Annotated in this window: 15 protein-coding genes and 1 pseudogene; 9 read left to right on the top strand and 7 right to left on the bottom strand. The window is 64.6% G+C overall.

Annotated elements, in window-relative coordinates; genetic code table 11:
• From FNJ47_RS17830 to FNJ47_RS17790, 9 genes and pseudogenes are all read left to right on the top strand, one after another.
• Positions 1-308, top strand: a pseudogene (locus FNJ47_RS17830) (LPS export ABC transporter permease LptF); the annotation flags it as partial.
• A complete protein-coding gene (gene lptG / locus FNJ47_RS17825; protein WP_163155310.1) occupies positions 305-1,402 on the top strand; it encodes an LPS export ABC transporter permease LptG in 1,098 nt (365 codons plus the stop codon). The pseudogene FNJ47_RS17830 and the gene lptG, both read left to right, overlap by 4 nt.
• A gap of 77 nt (positions 1,403-1,479) precedes the next feature.
• Positions 1,480-3,903 (top strand): LPS-assembly protein LptD, encoded by a 2,424-nt coding sequence (locus FNJ47_RS17820; RefSeq protein WP_163155308.1) that lies wholly within the window; start codon positions 1,480-1,482, stop codon positions 3,901-3,903.
• 63 nt (positions 3,904-3,966) lie between these two features.
• Positions 3,967-4,923 carry a SurA N-terminal domain-containing protein gene (locus FNJ47_RS17815; protein ID WP_175068390.1) on the top strand — a complete coding sequence of 319 codons (957 nt, stop codon included), beginning with the start codon at positions 3,967-3,969 and terminating at the stop codon, positions 4,921-4,923.
• 17 nt (positions 4,924-4,940) lie between these two features.
• The gene (pdxA, locus tag FNJ47_RS17810; protein ID WP_163155304.1) at positions 4,941-5,942 is read left to right on the top strand and encodes a 4-hydroxythreonine-4-phosphate dehydrogenase PdxA; all 1,002 of its coding nucleotides are present in this window, start codon (positions 4,941-4,943) and stop codon (positions 5,940-5,942) included.
• Positions 5,943-6,797: a 16S rRNA (adenine(1518)-N(6)/adenine(1519)-N(6))-dimethyltransferase RsmA gene (gene rsmA, locus FNJ47_RS17805; protein WP_163155302.1), complete on the top strand. Its 855-nt coding sequence runs from the start codon at positions 5,943-5,945 to the stop codon at positions 6,795-6,797.
• Positions 6,798-6,816: 19 nt separating this feature from the next.
• Positions 6,817-7,875 carry an alcohol dehydrogenase gene (locus tag FNJ47_RS17800; RefSeq protein ID WP_163155300.1) on the top strand — a complete coding sequence of 353 codons (1,059 nt, stop codon included), beginning with the start codon at positions 6,817-6,819 and terminating at the stop codon, positions 7,873-7,875.
• A gap of 151 nt (positions 7,876-8,026) precedes the next feature.
• On the top strand, positions 8,027-9,238 hold the full coding sequence (locus FNJ47_RS17795; RefSeq protein WP_163155298.1) for an ABC transporter substrate-binding protein: 1,212 nt from the start codon (positions 8,027-8,029) through the stop codon (positions 9,236-9,238).
• A 250-nt stretch (positions 9,239-9,488) separates the two neighbouring features.
• Positions 9,489-10,481, top strand: a complete 993-nt coding sequence (locus tag FNJ47_RS17790) for a hypothetical protein (RefSeq protein ID WP_163155296.1) — start codon at positions 9,489-9,491, stop codon at positions 10,479-10,481.
• Between the two features lie 68 nt (positions 10,482-10,549).
• On the opposite strand, the gene gmk is transcribed toward FNJ47_RS17790, so the two are convergent.
• From gmk to fabD, 7 genes are all read right to left on the bottom strand, one after another.
• Positions 10,550-11,203: a guanylate kinase gene (gmk, locus tag FNJ47_RS17785; RefSeq protein ID WP_163155294.1), complete on the bottom strand. Its 654-nt coding sequence runs from the start codon at positions 11,201-11,203 to the stop codon at positions 10,550-10,552.
• Between the two features lie 3 nt (positions 11,204-11,206).
• Positions 11,207-12,094: a YicC/YloC family endoribonuclease gene (locus FNJ47_RS17780; RefSeq protein WP_163155292.1), complete on the bottom strand. Its 888-nt coding sequence runs from the start codon at positions 12,092-12,094 to the stop codon at positions 11,207-11,209.
• Between the two features lie 125 nt (positions 12,095-12,219).
• A complete protein-coding gene (gene mltG / locus FNJ47_RS17775; RefSeq protein WP_163155290.1) occupies positions 12,220-13,479 on the bottom strand; it encodes an endolytic transglycosylase MltG in 1,260 nt (419 codons plus the stop codon).
• Positions 13,480-13,688: 209 nt separating this feature from the next.
• The gene (gene fabF, locus FNJ47_RS17770) at positions 13,689-14,954 is read right to left on the bottom strand and encodes a beta-ketoacyl-ACP synthase II (RefSeq protein WP_163155288.1); all 1,266 of its coding nucleotides are present in this window, start codon (positions 14,952-14,954) and stop codon (positions 13,689-13,691) included.
• Between the two features lie 96 nt (positions 14,955-15,050).
• Positions 15,051-15,290, bottom strand: coding sequence for an acyl carrier protein (locus FNJ47_RS17765; RefSeq protein WP_056294916.1), 240 nt, complete (start codon positions 15,288-15,290; stop codon positions 15,051-15,053).
• Positions 15,291-15,579: 289 nt separating this feature from the next.
• The gene (gene fabG, locus FNJ47_RS17760) at positions 15,580-16,317 is read right to left on the bottom strand and encodes a 3-oxoacyl-[acyl-carrier-protein] reductase (RefSeq protein WP_018271293.1); all 738 of its coding nucleotides are present in this window, start codon (positions 16,315-16,317) and stop codon (positions 15,580-15,582) included.
• Between the two features lie 20 nt (positions 16,318-16,337).
• Positions 16,338-17,291: an ACP S-malonyltransferase gene (fabD, locus tag FNJ47_RS17755; RefSeq protein WP_163155286.1), complete on the bottom strand. Its 954-nt coding sequence runs from the start codon at positions 17,289-17,291 to the stop codon at positions 16,338-16,340.
• Positions 17,292-17,462 lie beyond the last annotated feature (171 nt).

Below are 17,462 nucleotides of genomic sequence, written 5' to 3'. Positions count from 1 at the left end.
TCGCGGCCCTCACCTTTGCCTTCCTCGGCGCGCCGCGCACCACGCGCCAAAGCCGCAATTTCTCGATCGGCGGCTCGGTGTTCGCGGTGTTCGGCCTGCGCATGGTCGGATTCGCCTGCTCGGTGATCGCGGTGAAGACCCCGATCGCTGCGCTGGTGCAATATCTGATGCTGTTCGGCGGCATCGGCATCGGCATCTGGATGATCGTCGGCGGCGTGGTCGTCGAACCGCCGGCGGCGCTGATGGAAGCGATCAACCGGAACAACGAACGCATCGCGCGCCTCTTCCGGAGGCCGGCAACCGCATGAGCATGGTCACAAACACGCTCGGGCGTTATTTCGCCGGCCGCTTCGTGGTCGCGGCAGTGGGCGTGTTCGCGGGCATCTTCGTTCTGCTCGTGCTGGTCGACTACATCGAGATGGTGCGCAAGACGTCGGGGCTCATCGGGGCGTCCGCGATCACGGTCGCGGAAACCTCGCTATTCCGCGTGCCGCAACTGCTCGAGAAGCTGATGCCGTTCTGCGTGCTGATCGGCGCGATGACCTGCTATCTCGCTTTGTCGCGGCGGCTGGAGCTCGTCGTGGCGCGGGCCGCCGGCGTCTCGGCTTGGCAATTCATCTCGCCGGCGCTGGCCAGTGCGATCGTGCTCGGCATCTTCGCGACCACGGCCTACAATCCGGTGTCGGCCAATCTGCGCGAGCTCTCCAAACGGATGGAGGCCGAGCTGTTCGGCTCCGCGCCGGGCGGCGGCATCCAGGATGCCTCGGGCTTCTGGCTCAACCAGATCAACGACGAAGGTCAGGCGATCATCAATGCCGCCCGCAGCGAGCAGCAGGGCGTCCGGCTGACCGGCCTGACAGTGTTTCGATTCGATACGGCGTTGCAGTTCAAGGAGCGAATCGAAGCGCGCGAAGCGGCGCTCGAAGAGGGCCGCTGGGTCTTCCAGGGAGTACGCCGATACACCCTCGATAAGGCTCCGGTGGACCAGGACACCTTCTACCTGACCACCACCCTCACCCCGGCACAGGTGCGTAACAGCTTCTCCACCCCTGAAACTGTGTCCTTTTGGCAACTGCCGAACTACATCCGTTCGTCGGAGAGTTCAGGGTTCGCGACGGCCGGCTATCGGTTGCAGTATCACAAGCTCATCGCACAGCCGTTTTTGCTGGCTGCGATGGTGATGTTGGCGGCTTCTGTGAGCCTCCGCTTCTTTCGGATGGGCGGCGTGCAGAAGATGGTTTTGAGTGGCGTGGGCGCAGGCTTTCTGCTCTACGTGCTGTCGAAAGTAACTGAAGATTTGAGCAAGGCTGAGTTGATGCATCCCATCGCTGCGGCGTGGTTGCCCGTCGTCGTGGGTAGCCTCACCGGTTTCTTAGCCTTGCTGTACCAGGAGGACGGGTAGTGGCACGTGTCGCCGCCCGCCAGTTGATGTCGCCTGCATTCGGGCGGCGCAGTGCCCTGCGCCGTCAACGGAGCCGCATGGCCGCGTTTGGCGTTTCTATCTCTGCTCTCCTCGCCGCGCTCGTCGTGGTCAGCGCGCTTGACGTTGTCGCGTCGACGCCGGCCGCCGCGCAGGCATTCACCTACAATCCGCGTCCGCCGAAGCCGGTCCGCCCGCCGGCCAAGAATGACGGGCAGATGCTCGTTCAGGCGACCGAGGTCGATTACGACTACAACAACAGCCGCATCTCGGCCGTCGGCAACGTCCAGATGTTCTACAACGGCACCAGCGTCGAGGCCGACAAGGTCATCTACGACCAGAAGACCAAGCGTCTTCATGCCGAAGGCAACATCCGCATGACCGATGCGGAAGGCAAGATCACCTACGCCAACATCATGGATCTCAGCGACGACTACCGCGACGGATTCGTCGATTCGCTGCGCGTCGATACCGAAGACCAGACCCGGATGGCGGCGACACGCGCCGATCGGTCGAGCGGCAATTACACGGTGTTCGACAATGGCGTTTATACCGCCTGCGCGCCCTGTAAGGATGATCCGAAGAAGCCGCCGCTCTGGCAGGTCAAGGGCGCGCGCATCATCCATAACCAGACCGAGAAGATGCTCTATTTCGAGAACGCCCAGCTCGAGTTCTTCGGCGTTCCGATGGCGTATCTGCCCTACTTCTCGACGCCCGATCCGACCGTGAAGCGCAAGAGTGGCTTCCTGATGCCGGGCTTCACCACGTACACGGCGTTCGGCTACGGCGTCGAAATTCCGTATTACTGGGCGATCGCGCCTGACATGGACGCGACCTTCACTCCGCGCATCACGACCAAGCAGGGCGTGCTGCTGCAGACCGAATTCCGCCAGCGCTTTGTGGACGGCTCCTATCAGATCCGGCTCTACGGCATCGACCAACTCGATCAGGGCGCCTTCAAGGGCCAGCCCGGTGATCGCCAGTTCCGCTGGGGCGTCGACACCAAGGGTCAGTTCGCGCTGAACGACAAATGGGTCTGGGGTTGGGACGGCGTCTTGCTGTCCGACTACTTCTTCATGTCCGACTACCGGCTCGCCCAGTACAAGGATCCGTTCGGATCGTTCCTGTCGCTGCCGACGGAAGCGATCTCACAGCTCTATCTGACCGGTGTCGGCAACCGCAGCTTCTTCGACGCGCGCGCGATCTATTATCTCAGCTACTCGGGTAACCAGAACCAGGTCCCGGTGGTCGCGCCTGTGATCGACTACAACAACGTGATCAACAACAACATCCTGGGCGGCGAGTTCAGCTACAAGGTGAACTTCACCAACCTGACCCGCGAAACCGCGGTGTTCGACCCGATCACGGCACAGGCCGCCAACCCCCTCAACCCGTTGTGCACGACCACGTCCGCTGATCCGATGGCGCGCACGCCGTCGCAGTGCCTGCTGCGCGGCATGCCGGGTACCTACACCAGGCTGACGGCCGAGGCCCAGTGGCGCAAGTCCTACACCGACCCGCTCGGCGAGATCTGGACGCCGTTCGCCAGCGTCCGCGCCGATGCCATCAACGCCGACATCTCGAACCAGCCGGGCGTTTCCAACTTCCTGCCGGTCGGCGACACCCAGACGGTCCGCTTCATGCCGACCGTCGGCCTCGAATACCGCTACCCCTTCATCAATGTGCAGCCGTGGGGCACGACCACCGTCGAGCCGATTGCGCAGGTCATCATCCGGCCCAACGAGCCGTATGCCGGCAAGCTTCCGAACGAGGACGCGCAGAGCCTGGTGTTCGACACCAGCAACCTGTTCGCGGTCGACAAGTTCTCCGGCTACGACCGCGTCGAAGGCGGCGGCCGCGCCAATGTCGGCGTGCAGGCCACCACGCAGTTCGACCGCGGTGGCAGCATCAAGGGGATGTTCGGAGAGTCCTACCAGATGTTCGGGTTGAACTCGTTCGCGGTCGCCGACGTCACCAACACCGGCCTCGACTCCGGCCTGCAGAATCCGCGCTCGGATTACGTCGCGAGCCTCGCCTATTCGCCGAACCGCACCTACACCTTCAGCGTCCGTTCGCGGATGGATGAGGCGACCTGGAACATCAACCGGTTCGAGGCCACGGCGGCCGCGAATTTCGACCGCTGGTCGATCGCTGTGACGTATGGCGATTATGCGGCGCAGCCGGAACTCGGCTATTTGACGCGCCGCGAGGGCATCCTCACCAGCGGATCGGTCAAGGTGGCGTCGAACTGGGTGGTTCAGGGTGCGGCGCGCTGGGATCTTGAAGCGAACAAGATCAACCAGTATGCCGTCGGCGCAGGCTATGTGGACGACTGCTTCGTGCTGGCTGCCAACTACATCACGTCCTATACCTATCAGGCCGGTTCGCAGCCACCCGCCCTCAGCCACGCGTTCATGTTCCAGATCGGGCTGCGGACGATCGCCCAAACCTCCACGACCAGCAGTTCGGCTGGCGTGCAGTAAAGACGAGGGCTTGTATTGCCCGCGGGCCTGTGGCCCCGGCTTGAATTGGTTTAAACGGCTGACATGACAATAACGACGACCGCTAGCCCGCCAAGGCGCCGCCATTCGCTAGTGTTGAGTTCCCTGCTGGCTCTTTTCCTCGTGTTGGGGAGCGGTGCGCGGCTGCATGCCCAGACCATCGCCGTGATGGTCAATGGCGAGCCCATCACCAATTTCGACATCGAGCAGCGTGCGAAGCTGAATGCCCTGACCGGCGGCAAGGCCCCCGATCGGAAGGTCATCCTCGAGGATCTGATCGACGAGAAGCTGAAGATCAAGGAAGCCAAGAAATTTGGCGTTGATCCGACCGCCAACGATATCGATCAGTCCTTTGGCGGCATGGCGCAGCGGATGCGGCTTTCGGGCGACCAGCTGACCAAGGTGCTGGAGGGCAAGGGCATCCGCCCGGAAACGCTCAAGCAACGCATCAGGGCGGACATGGTCTGGACCAGCCTGGTCCGTGGTCGTTTCAAGGAAAGCCTGCAAGTCGGAGAAAAGGACGTGGCGACCGCGGTCAAGGAAACCGGAGACGCCCCCGACGCCGAAGCCTTCGAATACAGAATGCAGCCGGTCGTTCTGATCGTGCCCCGCGGCGCTCCGCAGTCGGAATTCGAGGGCCGCCGCAAGGAAGCCGACTCGCTGCGGGAGCGCGTGACCAGCTGCGAGGAGGCCAACTCCTCCTTCAAGGCGATGCGCAACGCAGCGATCCGCGAAATCGTCGTGAAGACATCGGCCGACCTGCCGCAGTCGCTGCGCGACATCCTGGACAAGACCCCGGTCGGCCACCTCACTCCTCCCGAGGTCACCAAGCAGGGCATCGAAATGGTCGCGCTCTGCGGCAGAAAGGCAACCACCGTGGACACGCCGAAGAAGCGTGAGATGCGGGACAAGATGTACGTGCAGAAGTACGAGGCGAAGTCAAAAGCCTACCTGCAGGAAGTCCGAAAAGCCGCGATGATCGAATATCCAGGCGGACGATGATCGACTATCGTTGACGCATGGCTCAACCTCTCGCACTGACCTCCGGCGAGCCCGCAGGCATCGGCCCCGATATCACGCTCGCAGCATGGCTGCGGCGCCGCGAACTCGATCTCCCGCCGTTCTATCTGCTCGGCGACCGCGCGTCCCTTGCCGAACGCGCCAGGACGCTCGGCCTTGCCGTCGAGTTTGCCGAGGTCCGCGCCGAGGAGGCCGCCGCGGCGTTTGCACGCGCCCTCCCCGTCGTTCCAACCGGCAAGGCGGCGACGGCGCAACCGGGCAAGCCCGACGGGACGAGCGCAGATGCGGCGCTGGCGTCGATCCGTCAGGCCGTCGCCGATGTCGCATCGCGCAAGGCCAGCGCCGTCGTCACCAATCCGATCGCCAAGAACGTGCTGTACCGCGCCGGCTTCCGTCATCCCGGTCACACCGAATTCCTCGCCGAGCTTGCCGCCCGCGGCGGCCACGCGCCGCAGCCGGTGATGATGCTGTGGTCGCCGGCACTCGCCGTCGTTCCGGTGACGATCCATGTGTCGGTCCGCCAGGCATTGGCGCAATTGACGACCGACCTGATCGTGTCGACCGCGCGGATCGTGGTTGCGGACATGAAGGCGCGGTTCGGCATGGCGGCACCGCGGCTCGCCATCGCCGGCCTCAACCCGCATGCCGGCGAAGACGGTACGCTCGGCATGGAAGACGTCGAGATCGTCGCGCCCGCGGTCGAGATCCTGCGCCGCGAAGGCATCGTTGCCCGGGGCCCGCTGCCGGCCGACACCATGTTCCACGCTGCCGCGCGCAAGACCTATGATTGCGCGCTCTGCATGTATCACGACCAGGCGCTGATCCCGATCAAGACCGTCGCGTTCGAGGACGCCGTCAACGTCACGCTGGGACTGCCGTTCATCCGGACCTCGCCCGATCACGGCACCGCGTTCGACATCGCTGGCACCGGCAAGGCCAATCCCTCGAGCCTGATCGCTGCGCTCCGGCTCGCCGCGCGCATGGCCGCGGCATCAAGCTAAGTGAGCGCGATCGACGATCTGCCACCGCTGCGCGACATCATTCGCGAGCACTCGCTGTCGGCACGCAAATCGCTCGGCCAGAATTTTCTGCTCGATCTCAATCTCACCGCACGCATCGCCCGCGCCGCGGGTCCGCTGGAAGACTCCACCGTGATCGAGGTCGGGCCCGGCCCCGGCGGACTGACGCGCGCATTGCTGGCGCTCGGCGCCAAGCGCGTGATCGCGGTCGAGCGCGACGAGCGTGCGATCGACGCACTGGACTATGTCGTCAAGCGCTACCCCGGCCGCATCGAGATCGTGCATGGCGATGCGCAGAGCTTCGATCCACGTCCCTTGCTTGACGGCGGCAAGGCCAAGATCGTCGCGAACCTGCCCTACAACATCGCAACGCAGCTCCTGGTCGACTGGCTGTCGATCGAGCCGTGGCCGCCCTGGTACGACACCATGGTCTTGATGTTCCAGCGCGAGGTCGCCGAGCGCATCGTCGCCCATGAAGACGAGGAAGCGTATGGCCGGCTCGCGGTGCTCGCCAACTGGCGCGCCGAGACCAAGATCCTGTTCGACATCTCGCCCGCTGCCTTCGTGCCGCAGCCGAAGGTCACCTCCTCGGTGGTACGATTGATGCCGCGCGCTGCGCCCGAGCCGTGCGACCGCCGCATGCTCGAGCAGGTCGCGGCTGCCGCCTTCGGCCAGCGCCGCAAGATGCTGCGCCAGAGCCTGAAATCCCTGTCGGTCGATCCGGCGCGGCTTGCTGCCGCAGCCGATATCGACGCGACGCGACGCGCGGAAACCATTCCGGTCGCCGGCTTTGTTGCCATGGCGAGGGAATTGGCCGATATACGGTCCACAAAATAGAACAACAGGAGAAAACGTAATGGCGCGCATGGTTCGCCAATCCCTCGTCAAATTCGATGCACCGCTGTGCGAAACCATCGTCGACACGCCGAAGCCCCAGGGACGCGAAGTGCTCGTGCGCATCGAGCGCTGCGGCCTGTGCCATTCCGATCTCCACATCCAGGACGGTTACGCCGATCTCGGCGGCGGCAAGAAGCTCGACACCACCCGCGGCATGACCCTGCCCTTCACGCTCGGCCATGAGATCGCGGGTATCGTCGACGAGGTCGGCCCCGACGCGCCGAAGGACCTGGTCGGCACGAAGAAGGCGGTCTTCCCCTGGATCGGCTGCGGCCAGTGCCGCGACTGCCTCGCCGGCGACGAGAACCTCTGCGTCAAGCAGCGCTTCCTCGGCGTCTCGATCGACGGCGGCTTCGCCACCCACGTACTGGTGCCCGACGCAAAATACCTGCTCGACCACGATCCGCTGCCGGTCAATCAGGCTGCCACGTTGATGTGCTCCGGCGTCACCGCCTACGGCGCGCTGAAGCGCCTGGTCGATCGTCCGCGCCAGCGCAATCTCTTGCTGATCGGTCTCGGCGGCGTCGGCATGATGGGCCTGTCGTTCGCGCAGGCGATGTTCAAGCAGCCGATCACGGTTGCCGATCTCAGCCCCGCGGCACGCGAGACCGCACTGAAGAACGGCGCGGCGGCCGCCTACGACCCGGCGGAGCCCGATGTCGTCAAGCGCATGCTGAAGGAGAGCGACGGCGGTTTCGACGGCGTGGTCGACTTTGCCGGCAACGAAAAGTCGATGGCATTTGCGGTGTCGACGGTTGCACGCGGCGGCAAGATCGTGGTGTCCGGCCTGATGGGCGGCCAGTTCACGCTGCCGATGGTGCAGTGGGTCTACAAGCGCATGACCATCGAAGGCTTCATGGTGGGCACGCTTGCCGAGGGCCAGGAGTTGATGGCGCTCGCGCGGGCCGGCAAGATCAAGCCGACGCCGATGAAGGAAGAGCCGATGGCCGACGTCCAGAAATGGATCGAGGAGCTGCGCGCCGGCAAGGTCGTGGGACGCATCGTATTGAAGAACTAAAGGCATGATCCGGAAAAGTGTAGCGGTTTTCCCTCGCGACAAACGCGGAGCGTTTGCGCGGAGATCATGCTCTTAGGACGCTAAAGCGCGTCATCGCGCTTTGGCCGACGTCCCGCCGACCTCGCCCGACCAAAAATGGGGGAGGACACGAATGAGGAGGAGACGTTCGACGATCCAGGCATGGGCGGCGCTCGCGCTCGCCCTCGCCGTGACGCCGGCCCTTGCGCAAAAGCATTACGGGCCCGGCGTCGCCGACCGCGACATCAAGATCGGCACCACGACGCCCTATAGCGGTCCGGCATCGGCCTATTCGGCCGGCGCGATCTCGATCACCGCCTATTTCGCGATGATCAACGATCAGGGCGGCGTCAACGGCCGCAAGATCAACTTCGTCAGCCTCGACGATGCCTACAGCCCGCCCAAGACGGTCGAGCAGATCCGCCGCCTGATCGAGAGCGACGAGGTGCTGTTCCTCGTCAACCCGGTCGGCACGGCACCCAACATGGCGGTGGTGAAATACATCAACCAGAAGCAGGTGCCGCATCTCTTCGTCGGATCCGGTGCAACGATCTTCAACGATCCCGAGCGTTATCCGTGGACGATGAGCTGGACGCCGCATTACGCGTCCGAAGGCGAGATTTACGCCAGGTACATCCTGTCGACGCTACCGGACGCCAGGATCGGCATCCTCGCGCAGAACGACGATCTGGGCCGCGACTACATACTCGGCTTCAAGCGCGGGCTTGGCGACAAGGCTGCGGCGATGATCGTGTCGCAGCAGGCCTACAACACCAGCGATCCCACCGTGGATTCGCAGATCGTGTCGCTGAAGGCCGCAGGCGCCAACGTGCTGTTCATCGCCGCGGTGCCGAAATTCGCAGCGCAAGCGATCCGCAAGGCCTACGATATCGACTGGCACCCGCAGGAATTCCTCTCCAGCGTCGGCTCCTCGATCGCTGGTGCAATCCGCCCCGCGGGCTTCGAGGCCGCCAAGGGCGTGATCTCCGCGGCCTATCAGAAAGACCCAGCCGATCCGCAGTGGAAGGACGATCCAGCCATGCAGGCATGGAACGTCTGGATGGACAAGTACAACCCGCATGTCGACAAGAGCGACTACTACGCACCCTACGGCTACAACATCGGCTACGCGGTGGTGCAGATCCTCAAGCAGTGCGGTAACGACCTGACGCGCGAGAACGTCATGAAGCAGGCCTCCCATCTCGACATGGAGCTGCCGTTGCTGCTGCCCGGCATCCGCCTGCGGACCTCGCCGACCGACCTGCGGCCGATCAAGCAAATGCGTCTGGTCCGCTTCAACGGCGAGCGCTACGTGCTGTTCAGCGACGTGCTCGAAAGCAACTAACGTGCTTGGACGAACCGGCGTCGGCCGAACCTGTCGCTGGAACCTGGTGTCGTCGCGCGCTTTGGAATCCGGCGTGCCGCTGCGCAGCCAGGCAGTCGGTTCCTCAGCCACGGGCTTGCCGCAATTGCGGCACGCCGCGAGCCTCAATTAAGCCCTACCCGTTCCGGATTTGCGGCGCATTGCGACCCAACTCTTTACCGAGATTGGCATCACCAGCGTTTGCGTAAAAAAAGAAATACCGGGGACGTGTATGTCAAATCGTTCAGCGAAATTCGCTGCGGCGCTCGCCGCCAGCATGTTGGCCGGCGCCAACTTCGGCGCCGTGGCCCAGAACGCCGCCACTCCGGCGGCAACCAACACGGCCGATGCCAAGACGGCCGACACTTGCCAGCCGGCGCCGAAGGGAACCGCGCCGGCGGGAAGCCATTGGTTCTATCACCTCGACCGCAGCACCCAGAAGAAGTGCTGGTACCTCGGTGACGCCAAGAACAAGGTTGTTGCCAAGACCGCCACTGCGCAGCAGCAGCCGGTGGCCGCGCCCGACACGGCGACAGCCGACGCCACGCCGCCGCAGAGCCAGCCAGCGCCGGCGCCGCAGCCGGCGATGCGCAAATCGGTTGCCAACGCCCATGCCGAGTGGCCCTCGCCACAGGCCGCCGCCGCGCCCGTCGCGAGCGCAGATGCAGGTCAGGCCACCAATCCGGCCGGGGCTGCTGCGTCACCCGACGCGAACGCCCAGCCATCAGAGGTGAACGCCAGGTGGCTCGACGCATCGAGCATGGCCGGAACCAACGGAACCCGCCACGCCGCGGACCAGCCGACTGTGGTCGCGCAGGCCGATGCGACGCCGCAGCAAGCGGCCGCGCCGGCAGCTGCCGCTACGGCCGAGGCGTCCGCGGAGAAATCGTCCTCGACGCAGATGCTGCTGATCGTGATGGTCGGCGCCCTGGCGCTGGCCGGTCTCGTCAGCGCGCTGGTGTTCCGGCTGACCCGGACACGGACGCCGCCCTACCAGATCAAGGACGAGTGGCAAGCGCCCTGGGATTCACTCCACACCGAGCCGGCGCCGCCGATGGCCGTCGTCAGCCGCGACCGTCCGCAACGCCTGTCGCAGGTGCCCCCTCGCCGCGCCGAGACGCCGGTTGCTCGCCGCGAGACGGCGCGCGAGCCGGATCAAACCGAGCAGGACAACAAGCAGATCGCGGCGATGCTGCAGCGGCTGGCGCGCAGCGCGGCGAACTAGGCTTCGCTCGGAAACATGGTAATCAGTCGTGATGCGATCCCTTGCGATCGCATCACGATCGAGGTCAGCTATTTCTCGAGCTGACGCTGCAGGCCGCGCACGAATTCGGTAAGGCCGGTGCGGCGCTCACGCTTCAGCCGCTCGGCCTTCAGGATCGACTGCACCTCGGCAAAGGCGTCGTCGACGTTCTGGTTGACGACGATGTAGTCGTATTCGGCCCAATGGCTCAGCTCATGGCTGGCACGGTTCATCCGCCCGCGGATGACCTCCTCCGAATCCTGCGCGCGGGTGTGCAGCCGCTTCTCGAGATCGGCGGCTGACGGCGGCAGGATGAAGACCCGCACGACGTCGACGCTGGCCTTCTGGTGCAGCTGTTGCGTGCCTTGCCAATCGATGTCGAAAAGGACATCCTGCCCGACCGATAGCGCCGCCTCGACCGGGACGCGTGGTGTGCCGTAGAGATTGTCAAACACGGTCGCCCATTCGAGCAGCTCGCCCTGCTTGACCATCGTCTCGAACTTCGGCTTGTCGACGAAGAAATAGTCGCGGCCGTTGACCTCGCCTGGGCGCATCGGCCGCGTGGTCGCCGACACCGACATTTTCAGGCCCGGCTCGCGCTCAAGCAACATGCGCGACAGCGTCGTCTTGCCGGCGCCCGAAGGCGACGACAGCACGAACATCAGTCCGCGCCGCTCAACGCCGTCAAAACCCTGCGCCGTCATCGTTCACTCCAGATTCTGGACCTGTTCGCGGAACTGCTCGACCACGTTCTTCATTTCAAGGCCGGTATTGGTCAGCTCGACGTCGTTCGACTTCGAGCAGCAGGTGTTGACCTCGCGATTGAATTCCTGGGCGAGGAAGTCGAGCCGCCGGCCGACCGGGCCGCCCTTGCCGATCATCTCACGTGCCTGGGTGATGTGCGAGGCGATGCGGTCGAGCTCCTCGCGGATATCAGCCTTGGTGGCGATCAGGATCGCCTCCTGGCTGAGCCGGTCGGCATCGAAGCGATCGGAGGTCTCGAGCAATGCTGCGATCTGCTCGGCAAGCCGCGCCTTGATCGCCTCGGGCTTGCGGCCGGGCGCCGTCTCGGCGCGCTTGGCGAGCCGCTCGATCTCGTCCATGCGCTGCATCAGGATCTGGCCCAGCGCATCGCCCTCGCGGCGGCGCATCTCGACGAGGCTCGTGAGCGCCTGCTCGAAGGCCTTGGCCGCAGCCTCCCGCGCCGCCTTGTCCTCGTCCTCGTTGCTGTCAGGCTCGACCACCTCGATGACGCCCTTGATGCCGAGCAGACCATCGATGCTCGGCGCCACCGCGTCGATCCGCTGCGCGAGCTCGCCTGCGACCTTCACGACAGCGGCCAGCACGTCCTCGTTGATCCGGATCGTCTGCGCCGCATCGGTGCGCTTGACGCTCAGATTGGCGTAGACCGTGCCACGCGACAGCAACTCGCCGGCGCGCTTCTTGGCCAGGGCTTCGAGCTCGTCCCAGCCCGGCGGCAGCCGCAACCGCAGGTCAAAGCCCTTGGCGTTGACCGACTTCAGCTCCCACTCGAACGTATAGGGACCGCTCGCACCATGGCTTCGGGCAAAGCCGGTCATGCTCGACAGCGCCATCGCGTGAAACTCTCCAACAGAAGGATATGGGACTAACCCGGAGCCTGAAGACTCGTGGGCAGCCGGTGCAACTTTAAAACGGATTCCATGAAAGTGGAATTACGTCCACCTCCGGGAATGTGAAGCTATCGCTGCACAACGGGCGGCGAAGTGGTCTGCTGGGCTGCGCCCTGCCGACCGCTGCGCGGCGGCTTCTTTTGATTGCCAGGCTTCGGCGGCGTGGCCGCCGTGGGATTGGTGTCCGCTGCCCCGGGCGCTGCGGCGGCCGGCGCCGGATCGTCCGCAGGCTCGACGGTGTCGTTCTGGATCTGCTTTTCCGACGCGCGCAGCTTGGCTACATTCTTCGCGTGCTGATCGTAGGTTTCCGTGAAGGCGTGGCCGCCGGTCCCGTCGGCAACGAAGAACAGGTCGCGGGTGCGCGCCGGATTGGCGGTCGCCTCCAGCGAGGCGCGGCCGGGATTGGCGATCGGTCCGGGCGGCAGGCCGTCAATCACATAGGTGTTGTAGGGCGACGGCTGCGTGATCTCACTGCGCTTGATCGGGCGCCCGAGCGTTCCCTTGCCGCCCACCAGTCCGTAGATGATCGTCGGATCGGACTGCAGCTTCATCCGTTGCCGCAGCCGATTGACGAACACGGCGGCAACGCGGCTGCGCTCGTCGGCGCGGCCGGTTTCCTTCTCGACGATCGAGGCCAGCGTCACCAGTTGATCCGGCGATTTCAGCGGCAAGTCGGTGTTGCGACGTTCCCAGATTTCGGCGAGCACGCGCTTCTGCGCCTGCTGCAAGCGCTGGATCACCTGGTCGCGCGTGGTGCCGCGCGGGAATTTGTAGGTCTCCGGCAGCAGCGTGCCTTCGCGCGGAATCTCGCGCACCGAACCGGTGAAGATGTCGTTGTCGGAGAGCCGCGTCACGATCTGCTCCGAGGTCAGGCCCTCCGGGATCGTGATGGCGTGCTGCACCACCTTGCCGTCGACGATGGTGGCAATGACGTCACGCAGGCTGGCATTCTTCTGGAACGAGTATTCGCCGGGCTTGAGATCGGAACTCGCCTTCAGCGCAAACACGCCACCGATGAAGACCCACGGATTGACGTTGATCACGCCCTCGCGCGACAGCACGTCGGCGATGTCACGCTTGCCGGCACGCGCGGGGATGTTGACGATCTTGTCTTCCTGCAGCGGTCCCGGCGATTCCAGCGCTTGCTTGCCGTAGTAATACGTCGCTCCGGCGCCGAGCATCAGGATGATCAGGATCGTGAAGATGGCATTGCCGACGATCACGAAGGGATTGCGGGCGCGATCCGAGCGCTTGGGCGGCGGCGGAACCTGTTCGGGCTCCAGCGCGGCACGTGGACTCCTCGGTGAAATGGGCGGCCTCTCACTCATCGATGCAAACCAATATCCTGCCGGTTGAATCGTGGCCGGACAAACCCCTGTCCTGCCAATAGCATACGCCCGCTATTAGGAGTCACCGCGGAATACGGCAAAACGGTGGACTAGTTCTAAAGTCCCGTTCCGATCGCGTCGGAACGGGACTTTGGATTCTTGTTCTGACGCGTTTTCTTCACTTCGCTCGAAAACGCTCTCAAGACCTACTAATTGGTCACGCGCTGCACGATCACGGAGGCATTGGTGCCGCCGAAACCGAAGGAATTGGACAGCGCCACATTCACGTCACGCTTGCGCGACGTATGCGGCACGAGATCAATCGCCGTTTGCACCGACGGATTGTCGAGATTGATGGTCGGTGGCACCACGTTATCGCGAATCGCCAGGATCGCGAAGATCGCCTCGATCGCGCCGGCCGCACCGAGCAGATGTCCGGTTGCGGACTTGGTCGACGACATCGAAACCTTCGAAGCTGCATTGCCGAGCAGACGCTCGACCGCGCCGAGCTCGATCTCGTCGCCGACCTGCGTCGAAGTGCCGTGCGCATTGATGTAGTCGAGATCGGATGCCGCGAGGCCGGCGCGCTTCAACGCCATGCTCATGCTGCGGAAGCCGCCATTGCCGTCCGGCGGCGGCGAGGTGATGTGGAAGGCATCGCCCGAGAGGCCGTAGCCGGTGACCTCGGCGTAGATCTTCGCGCCGCGCCGCTTCGCATGCTCGTATTCCTCGAGCACGAGAACGCCGGCACCCTCGCCCATCACGAAGCCGTCGCGATCCTTGTCGTAGGGGCGCGATGCCTTTGTCGGGGTGTCGTTGAAGCCGGTGGACAGCGCACGCGCGGAACAGAAGCCGGCGATGCCGATGCGGGAGATCGGCGATTCGGCGCCGCCCGCAACCATCACCTCGGCGTCCCCGAGTGCGATCAACCGCGCCGCATCGCCGACCGCATGCGCGCCGGTCGAGCACGCCGTGACGACGGCATGGTTCGGACCCTTCAGGCCGTGCTCGATCGAGACGTAGCCGGACGCTAGATTGATCAGGCGGCCCGGAATGAAGAAGGGAGAGACCCTGCGCGGTCCGCGCTCCTTGAGGAGCACCGCGGTTTCGGCAATGCCCGTGAGGCCGCCGATGCCCGAACCGATCATCGTGCCGGTGGCGAACTGGTCCTCGTCGGACTTCGGATGCCAGTCGGCATCGTCCAGCGCCTGCCTGGCCGCGCACATCGCGTAGATGATGAAGTCGTCGACCTTGCGCTGGTCTTTCGGCTCCATCCACTGATCGGGATTGAAGGTGCCGTTGGAGCCGTCGCCTCGCGGAATGTAGCAGGCGACCTGGCTCGGCAGGTCGGACACTTCGAACGTGTCGATCTTCTTGCCGCCGCTGTCTCCGGCGAGGATACGCGCCCAAGTTGCGTCAACGCCGCAGCCGAGCGGTGTAAGCATGCCCAGCCCCGTGACGACAACCCGTCTCATTTCCACGTCTCCGGCCAGCAATGGGCAGCTAATAATAAGAAGCCGGGGGACCGCTCGATCGCGGTCCGTCCGGCCCCATCAAATTCGCGATCGGCGTCAGCTCTTCGCGTTCTTCTCGAGAAACTTGGTCGCGTCGCCGACGGTCAGGATCGTCTCCGCCGCGTCGTCGGGAATCTCGCAACCGAATTCTTCTTCGAAAGCCATCACGAGCTCGACCGTGTCGAGGCTGTCGGCGCCGAGGTCGTCGATGAAGCTCGCGCTATCGATCACCTTCTCGGGTTCGACACCAAGGTGCTCGACCACAATCTTCTTAACCCGCTCGCCAATCTCACTCATCGTTCAACCTCGTTGTTCCATTGGACCCGACCCCAAGACGATACGAGCCATCGTGGTCGTCTCGATTACTCAGTCGCGCATAGTCTTGATTCGGCCCGGTCGTAGCCGACTAAAGCCCCGGCGAACGGCAGGCGTCGCCACGCCAATATACAGGGTTTCAAAATCCTGCAATGGCGTTCTTTGCCCATCCATGGGGGGTTCAGCTACCATACTTCCAAAGCCTTGACTACACGCCTGAACCGGCTCCCGAAAACGGCTTTTCGCCGCATTGCGAGAGCCAGCAACCAGCTCAAATCATAGCCATCCCGCCGTTGACGTGAATCGTCTGTCCGGTGACGTAGGCCGCCTCGTTCGAGGCCAGATAGACCGCCGCGGCAGCGATATCCTCGGGCGTGCCAAGCCGCGCCGCAGGAACCTTTGCCAGAATGGCTTCGCGCTGCTTGTCGTTCAGCGCATCCGTCATCGGCGTCTTGATGAAGCCCGGCGCGATGCAGTTGGCGGTCACGCCGCGCTTGGCGTATTCGGCGCCCAGCGTCTTGATCAGGCCGATGATGCCGGCCTTCGAGGCGGTGTAGTTGCCCTGCCCCGGATTGCCGGTGACCCCGACGATCGAGGTGATCGCGATGATGCGGCCGAAGCGCTTGCGCATCATCAGTTTGGTCGCCGCGCGTGCAAGGCGGAATGTTGCGGTCAGGTTGACCGCAATGACGTCGTCCCAGTCCTCGTCGCGCAACTGCACGAACAAATTGTCGCGGGTGATGCCGGCATTCGCGATCAGGATGTCGACCTGTCCCATCGCAGCTTCCGCTGCCGGCACCAGTGCCTCGACATCATCTTTGCTGGAGAGATTGCACGGCAGCACGTGAACGCGCTCGCCGAGCTTGGCCGCAAAGCCGTCCAGCACCTCGCGCCGCGTCCCCGAAATCGCCACCGTCGCGCCCTGCGCATGCAGCGCCTGCGCGATCGCGCCGCCGATGCCGCCGGTTGCCCCGGTGACGAGCGCCGTCTTGCCAGTCAGATCAAACATCGAATTCTCCTTCCGGCTCCTTACGCCGAAGCTGCCAGCGCATCCTTGGCTGCAGCAATATCGTTCGGGCCGCCGACCGACACGCCGACCGCGCCATCGGCGATGCGCTTGACGAGACCGCTCAGCACCTTGCCGGCGCCGATCTCGAAGAACCGCGTCACGCCCTGCCCTGCCATATAGGCAACCGACTCGCGCCAGCGAACGGTGCCGGTGACCTGCTCGACCAGGCGGCGGCGGATCTCGTCCGGATCAGTAATGGCCGACGCCAGGACGTTGGAGACCAGCGGCGCTGCGGGCGGCTTGATGGTGACGCCGGCCAGCGCCTGCGCCATCGCATCGGCGGCCGGCTGCATCAGCTTGCAATGGAACGGCGCCGACACCGGCAGCAGCATGGCGCGCTTGGCGCCCTTGGTCTTGGCGATCTCGACCGCGCGATCGACGGCGGCCTTGTCGCCGGAGACCACCACCTGGCCGCCGCCATTGTCGTTGGCGGCCTGGCAGACCTGGCCCTGCGCCGCCTCGTTGGCAACCGCCACCGCCGCCTCGTAATCGAGTCCGAGCAGCGCGGCCATCGCGCCGGCGCCGACCGGCACCGCCTTCTGCATCGCAAGCCCGCGGGTGCGCAGCAGCCGCGCGGTGTCGCTGACGGTCAGGCTGCCGGCAGCGGCCAGTGCCGAATACTCGCCGAGCGAGTGCCCGGCGACGAAGGCCGCGTTGCGGCCGACCGAAAAGCCGGCTTCGCTCTCAAGCACGCGCAAGGTGGCGATCGAGACCGCCATCAGGGCCGGCTGGGCATTTTCGGTGAGCTGCAGCGTCTCCGCCGGACCATCCCAGATGATCGCGGTCAGCTTCTCGCCCAGCGCGGAATCGACCTCGTCGAACACGGCCTTCGCGACCGGAAAGGCGTCGGCCAGGGCCTTGCCCATGCCAATCGCCTGCGAGCCCTGCCCGGGAAACGTAAATGCTGCCGTCATCGGCGCTCCCTACCTTGTTGAGCGTGATCTCCGCGCAAGCGCCGCGCGCTTGCCGCAGGGGAAAACGGTATCCGCGTCGCGCGAAACGCGCCACAGCGGGTCCAGACCCTGCCTTGCAACCGGCCTCGGACCGGGCCGTAAGACACTGATGGGGGGCGCGATGTCAAGCCG

It is taken from the genome of Bradyrhizobium uaiense (assembly GCF_010811875.1).
Lineage (GTDB): Bacteria > Pseudomonadota > Alphaproteobacteria > Rhizobiales > Xanthobacteraceae > Bradyrhizobium > Bradyrhizobium uaiense.
The sequence above is the reverse complement of the archived record's forward strand: the minus strand, read 5'-3'. Positions and strand labels throughout refer to the sequence as shown.

What these genes read in the sequence shown, in the direction of transcription:
- lptG (WP_163155310.1), top strand. Translation starts at nt 305, where the DNA reads ATGAGCATGGTCACAAACACGCTCGGGCGTTATTTCGCCGGCCGCTTC.
- FNJ47_RS17820 (WP_163155308.1), top strand. Translation starts at nt 1,480, where the DNA reads ATGGCCGCGTTTGGCGTTTCTATCTCTGCTCTCCTCGCCGCGCTCGTC.
- FNJ47_RS17815 (WP_175068390.1), top strand. Translation starts at nt 3,967, where the DNA reads ATGACAATAACGACGACCGCTAGCCCGCCAAGGCGCCGCCATTCGCTA.
- pdxA (WP_163155304.1), top strand. Translation starts at nt 4,941, where the DNA reads ATGGCTCAACCTCTCGCACTGACCTCCGGCGAGCCCGCAGGCATCGGC.
- FNJ47_RS17800 (WP_163155300.1), top strand. Translation starts at nt 6,817, where the DNA reads ATGGCGCGCATGGTTCGCCAATCCCTCGTCAAATTCGATGCACCGCTG.
- FNJ47_RS17795 (WP_163155298.1), top strand. Translation starts at nt 8,027, where the DNA reads ATGAGGAGGAGACGTTCGACGATCCAGGCATGGGCGGCGCTCGCGCTC.
- FNJ47_RS17790 (WP_163155296.1), top strand. Translation starts at nt 9,489, where the DNA reads ATGTCAAATCGTTCAGCGAAATTCGCTGCGGCGCTCGCCGCCAGCATG.
- gmk (WP_163155294.1), bottom strand. Translation starts at nt 11,203, where the DNA reads ATGACGGCGCAGGGTTTTGACGGCGTTGAGCGGCGCGGACTGATGTTC.
- FNJ47_RS17780 (WP_163155292.1), bottom strand. Translation starts at nt 12,094, where the DNA reads ATGGCGCTGTCGAGCATGACCGGCTTTGCCCGAAGCCATGGTGCGAGC.
- mltG (WP_163155290.1), bottom strand. Translation starts at nt 13,479, where the DNA reads ATGAGTGAGAGGCCGCCCATTTCACCGAGGAGTCCACGTGCCGCGCTG.
- fabF (WP_163155288.1), bottom strand. Translation starts at nt 14,954, where the DNA reads ATGAGACGGGTTGTCGTCACGGGGCTGGGCATGCTTACACCGCTCGGC.
- FNJ47_RS17765 (WP_056294916.1), bottom strand. Translation starts at nt 15,290, where the DNA reads ATGAGTGAGATTGGCGAGCGGGTTAAGAAGATTGTGGTCGAGCACCTT.
- fabG (WP_018271293.1), bottom strand. Translation starts at nt 16,317, where the DNA reads ATGTTTGATCTGACTGGCAAGACGGCGCTCGTCACCGGGGCAACCGGC.
- fabD (WP_163155286.1), bottom strand. Translation starts at nt 17,291, where the DNA reads ATGACGGCAGCATTTACGTTTCCCGGGCAGGGCTCGCAGGCGATTGGC.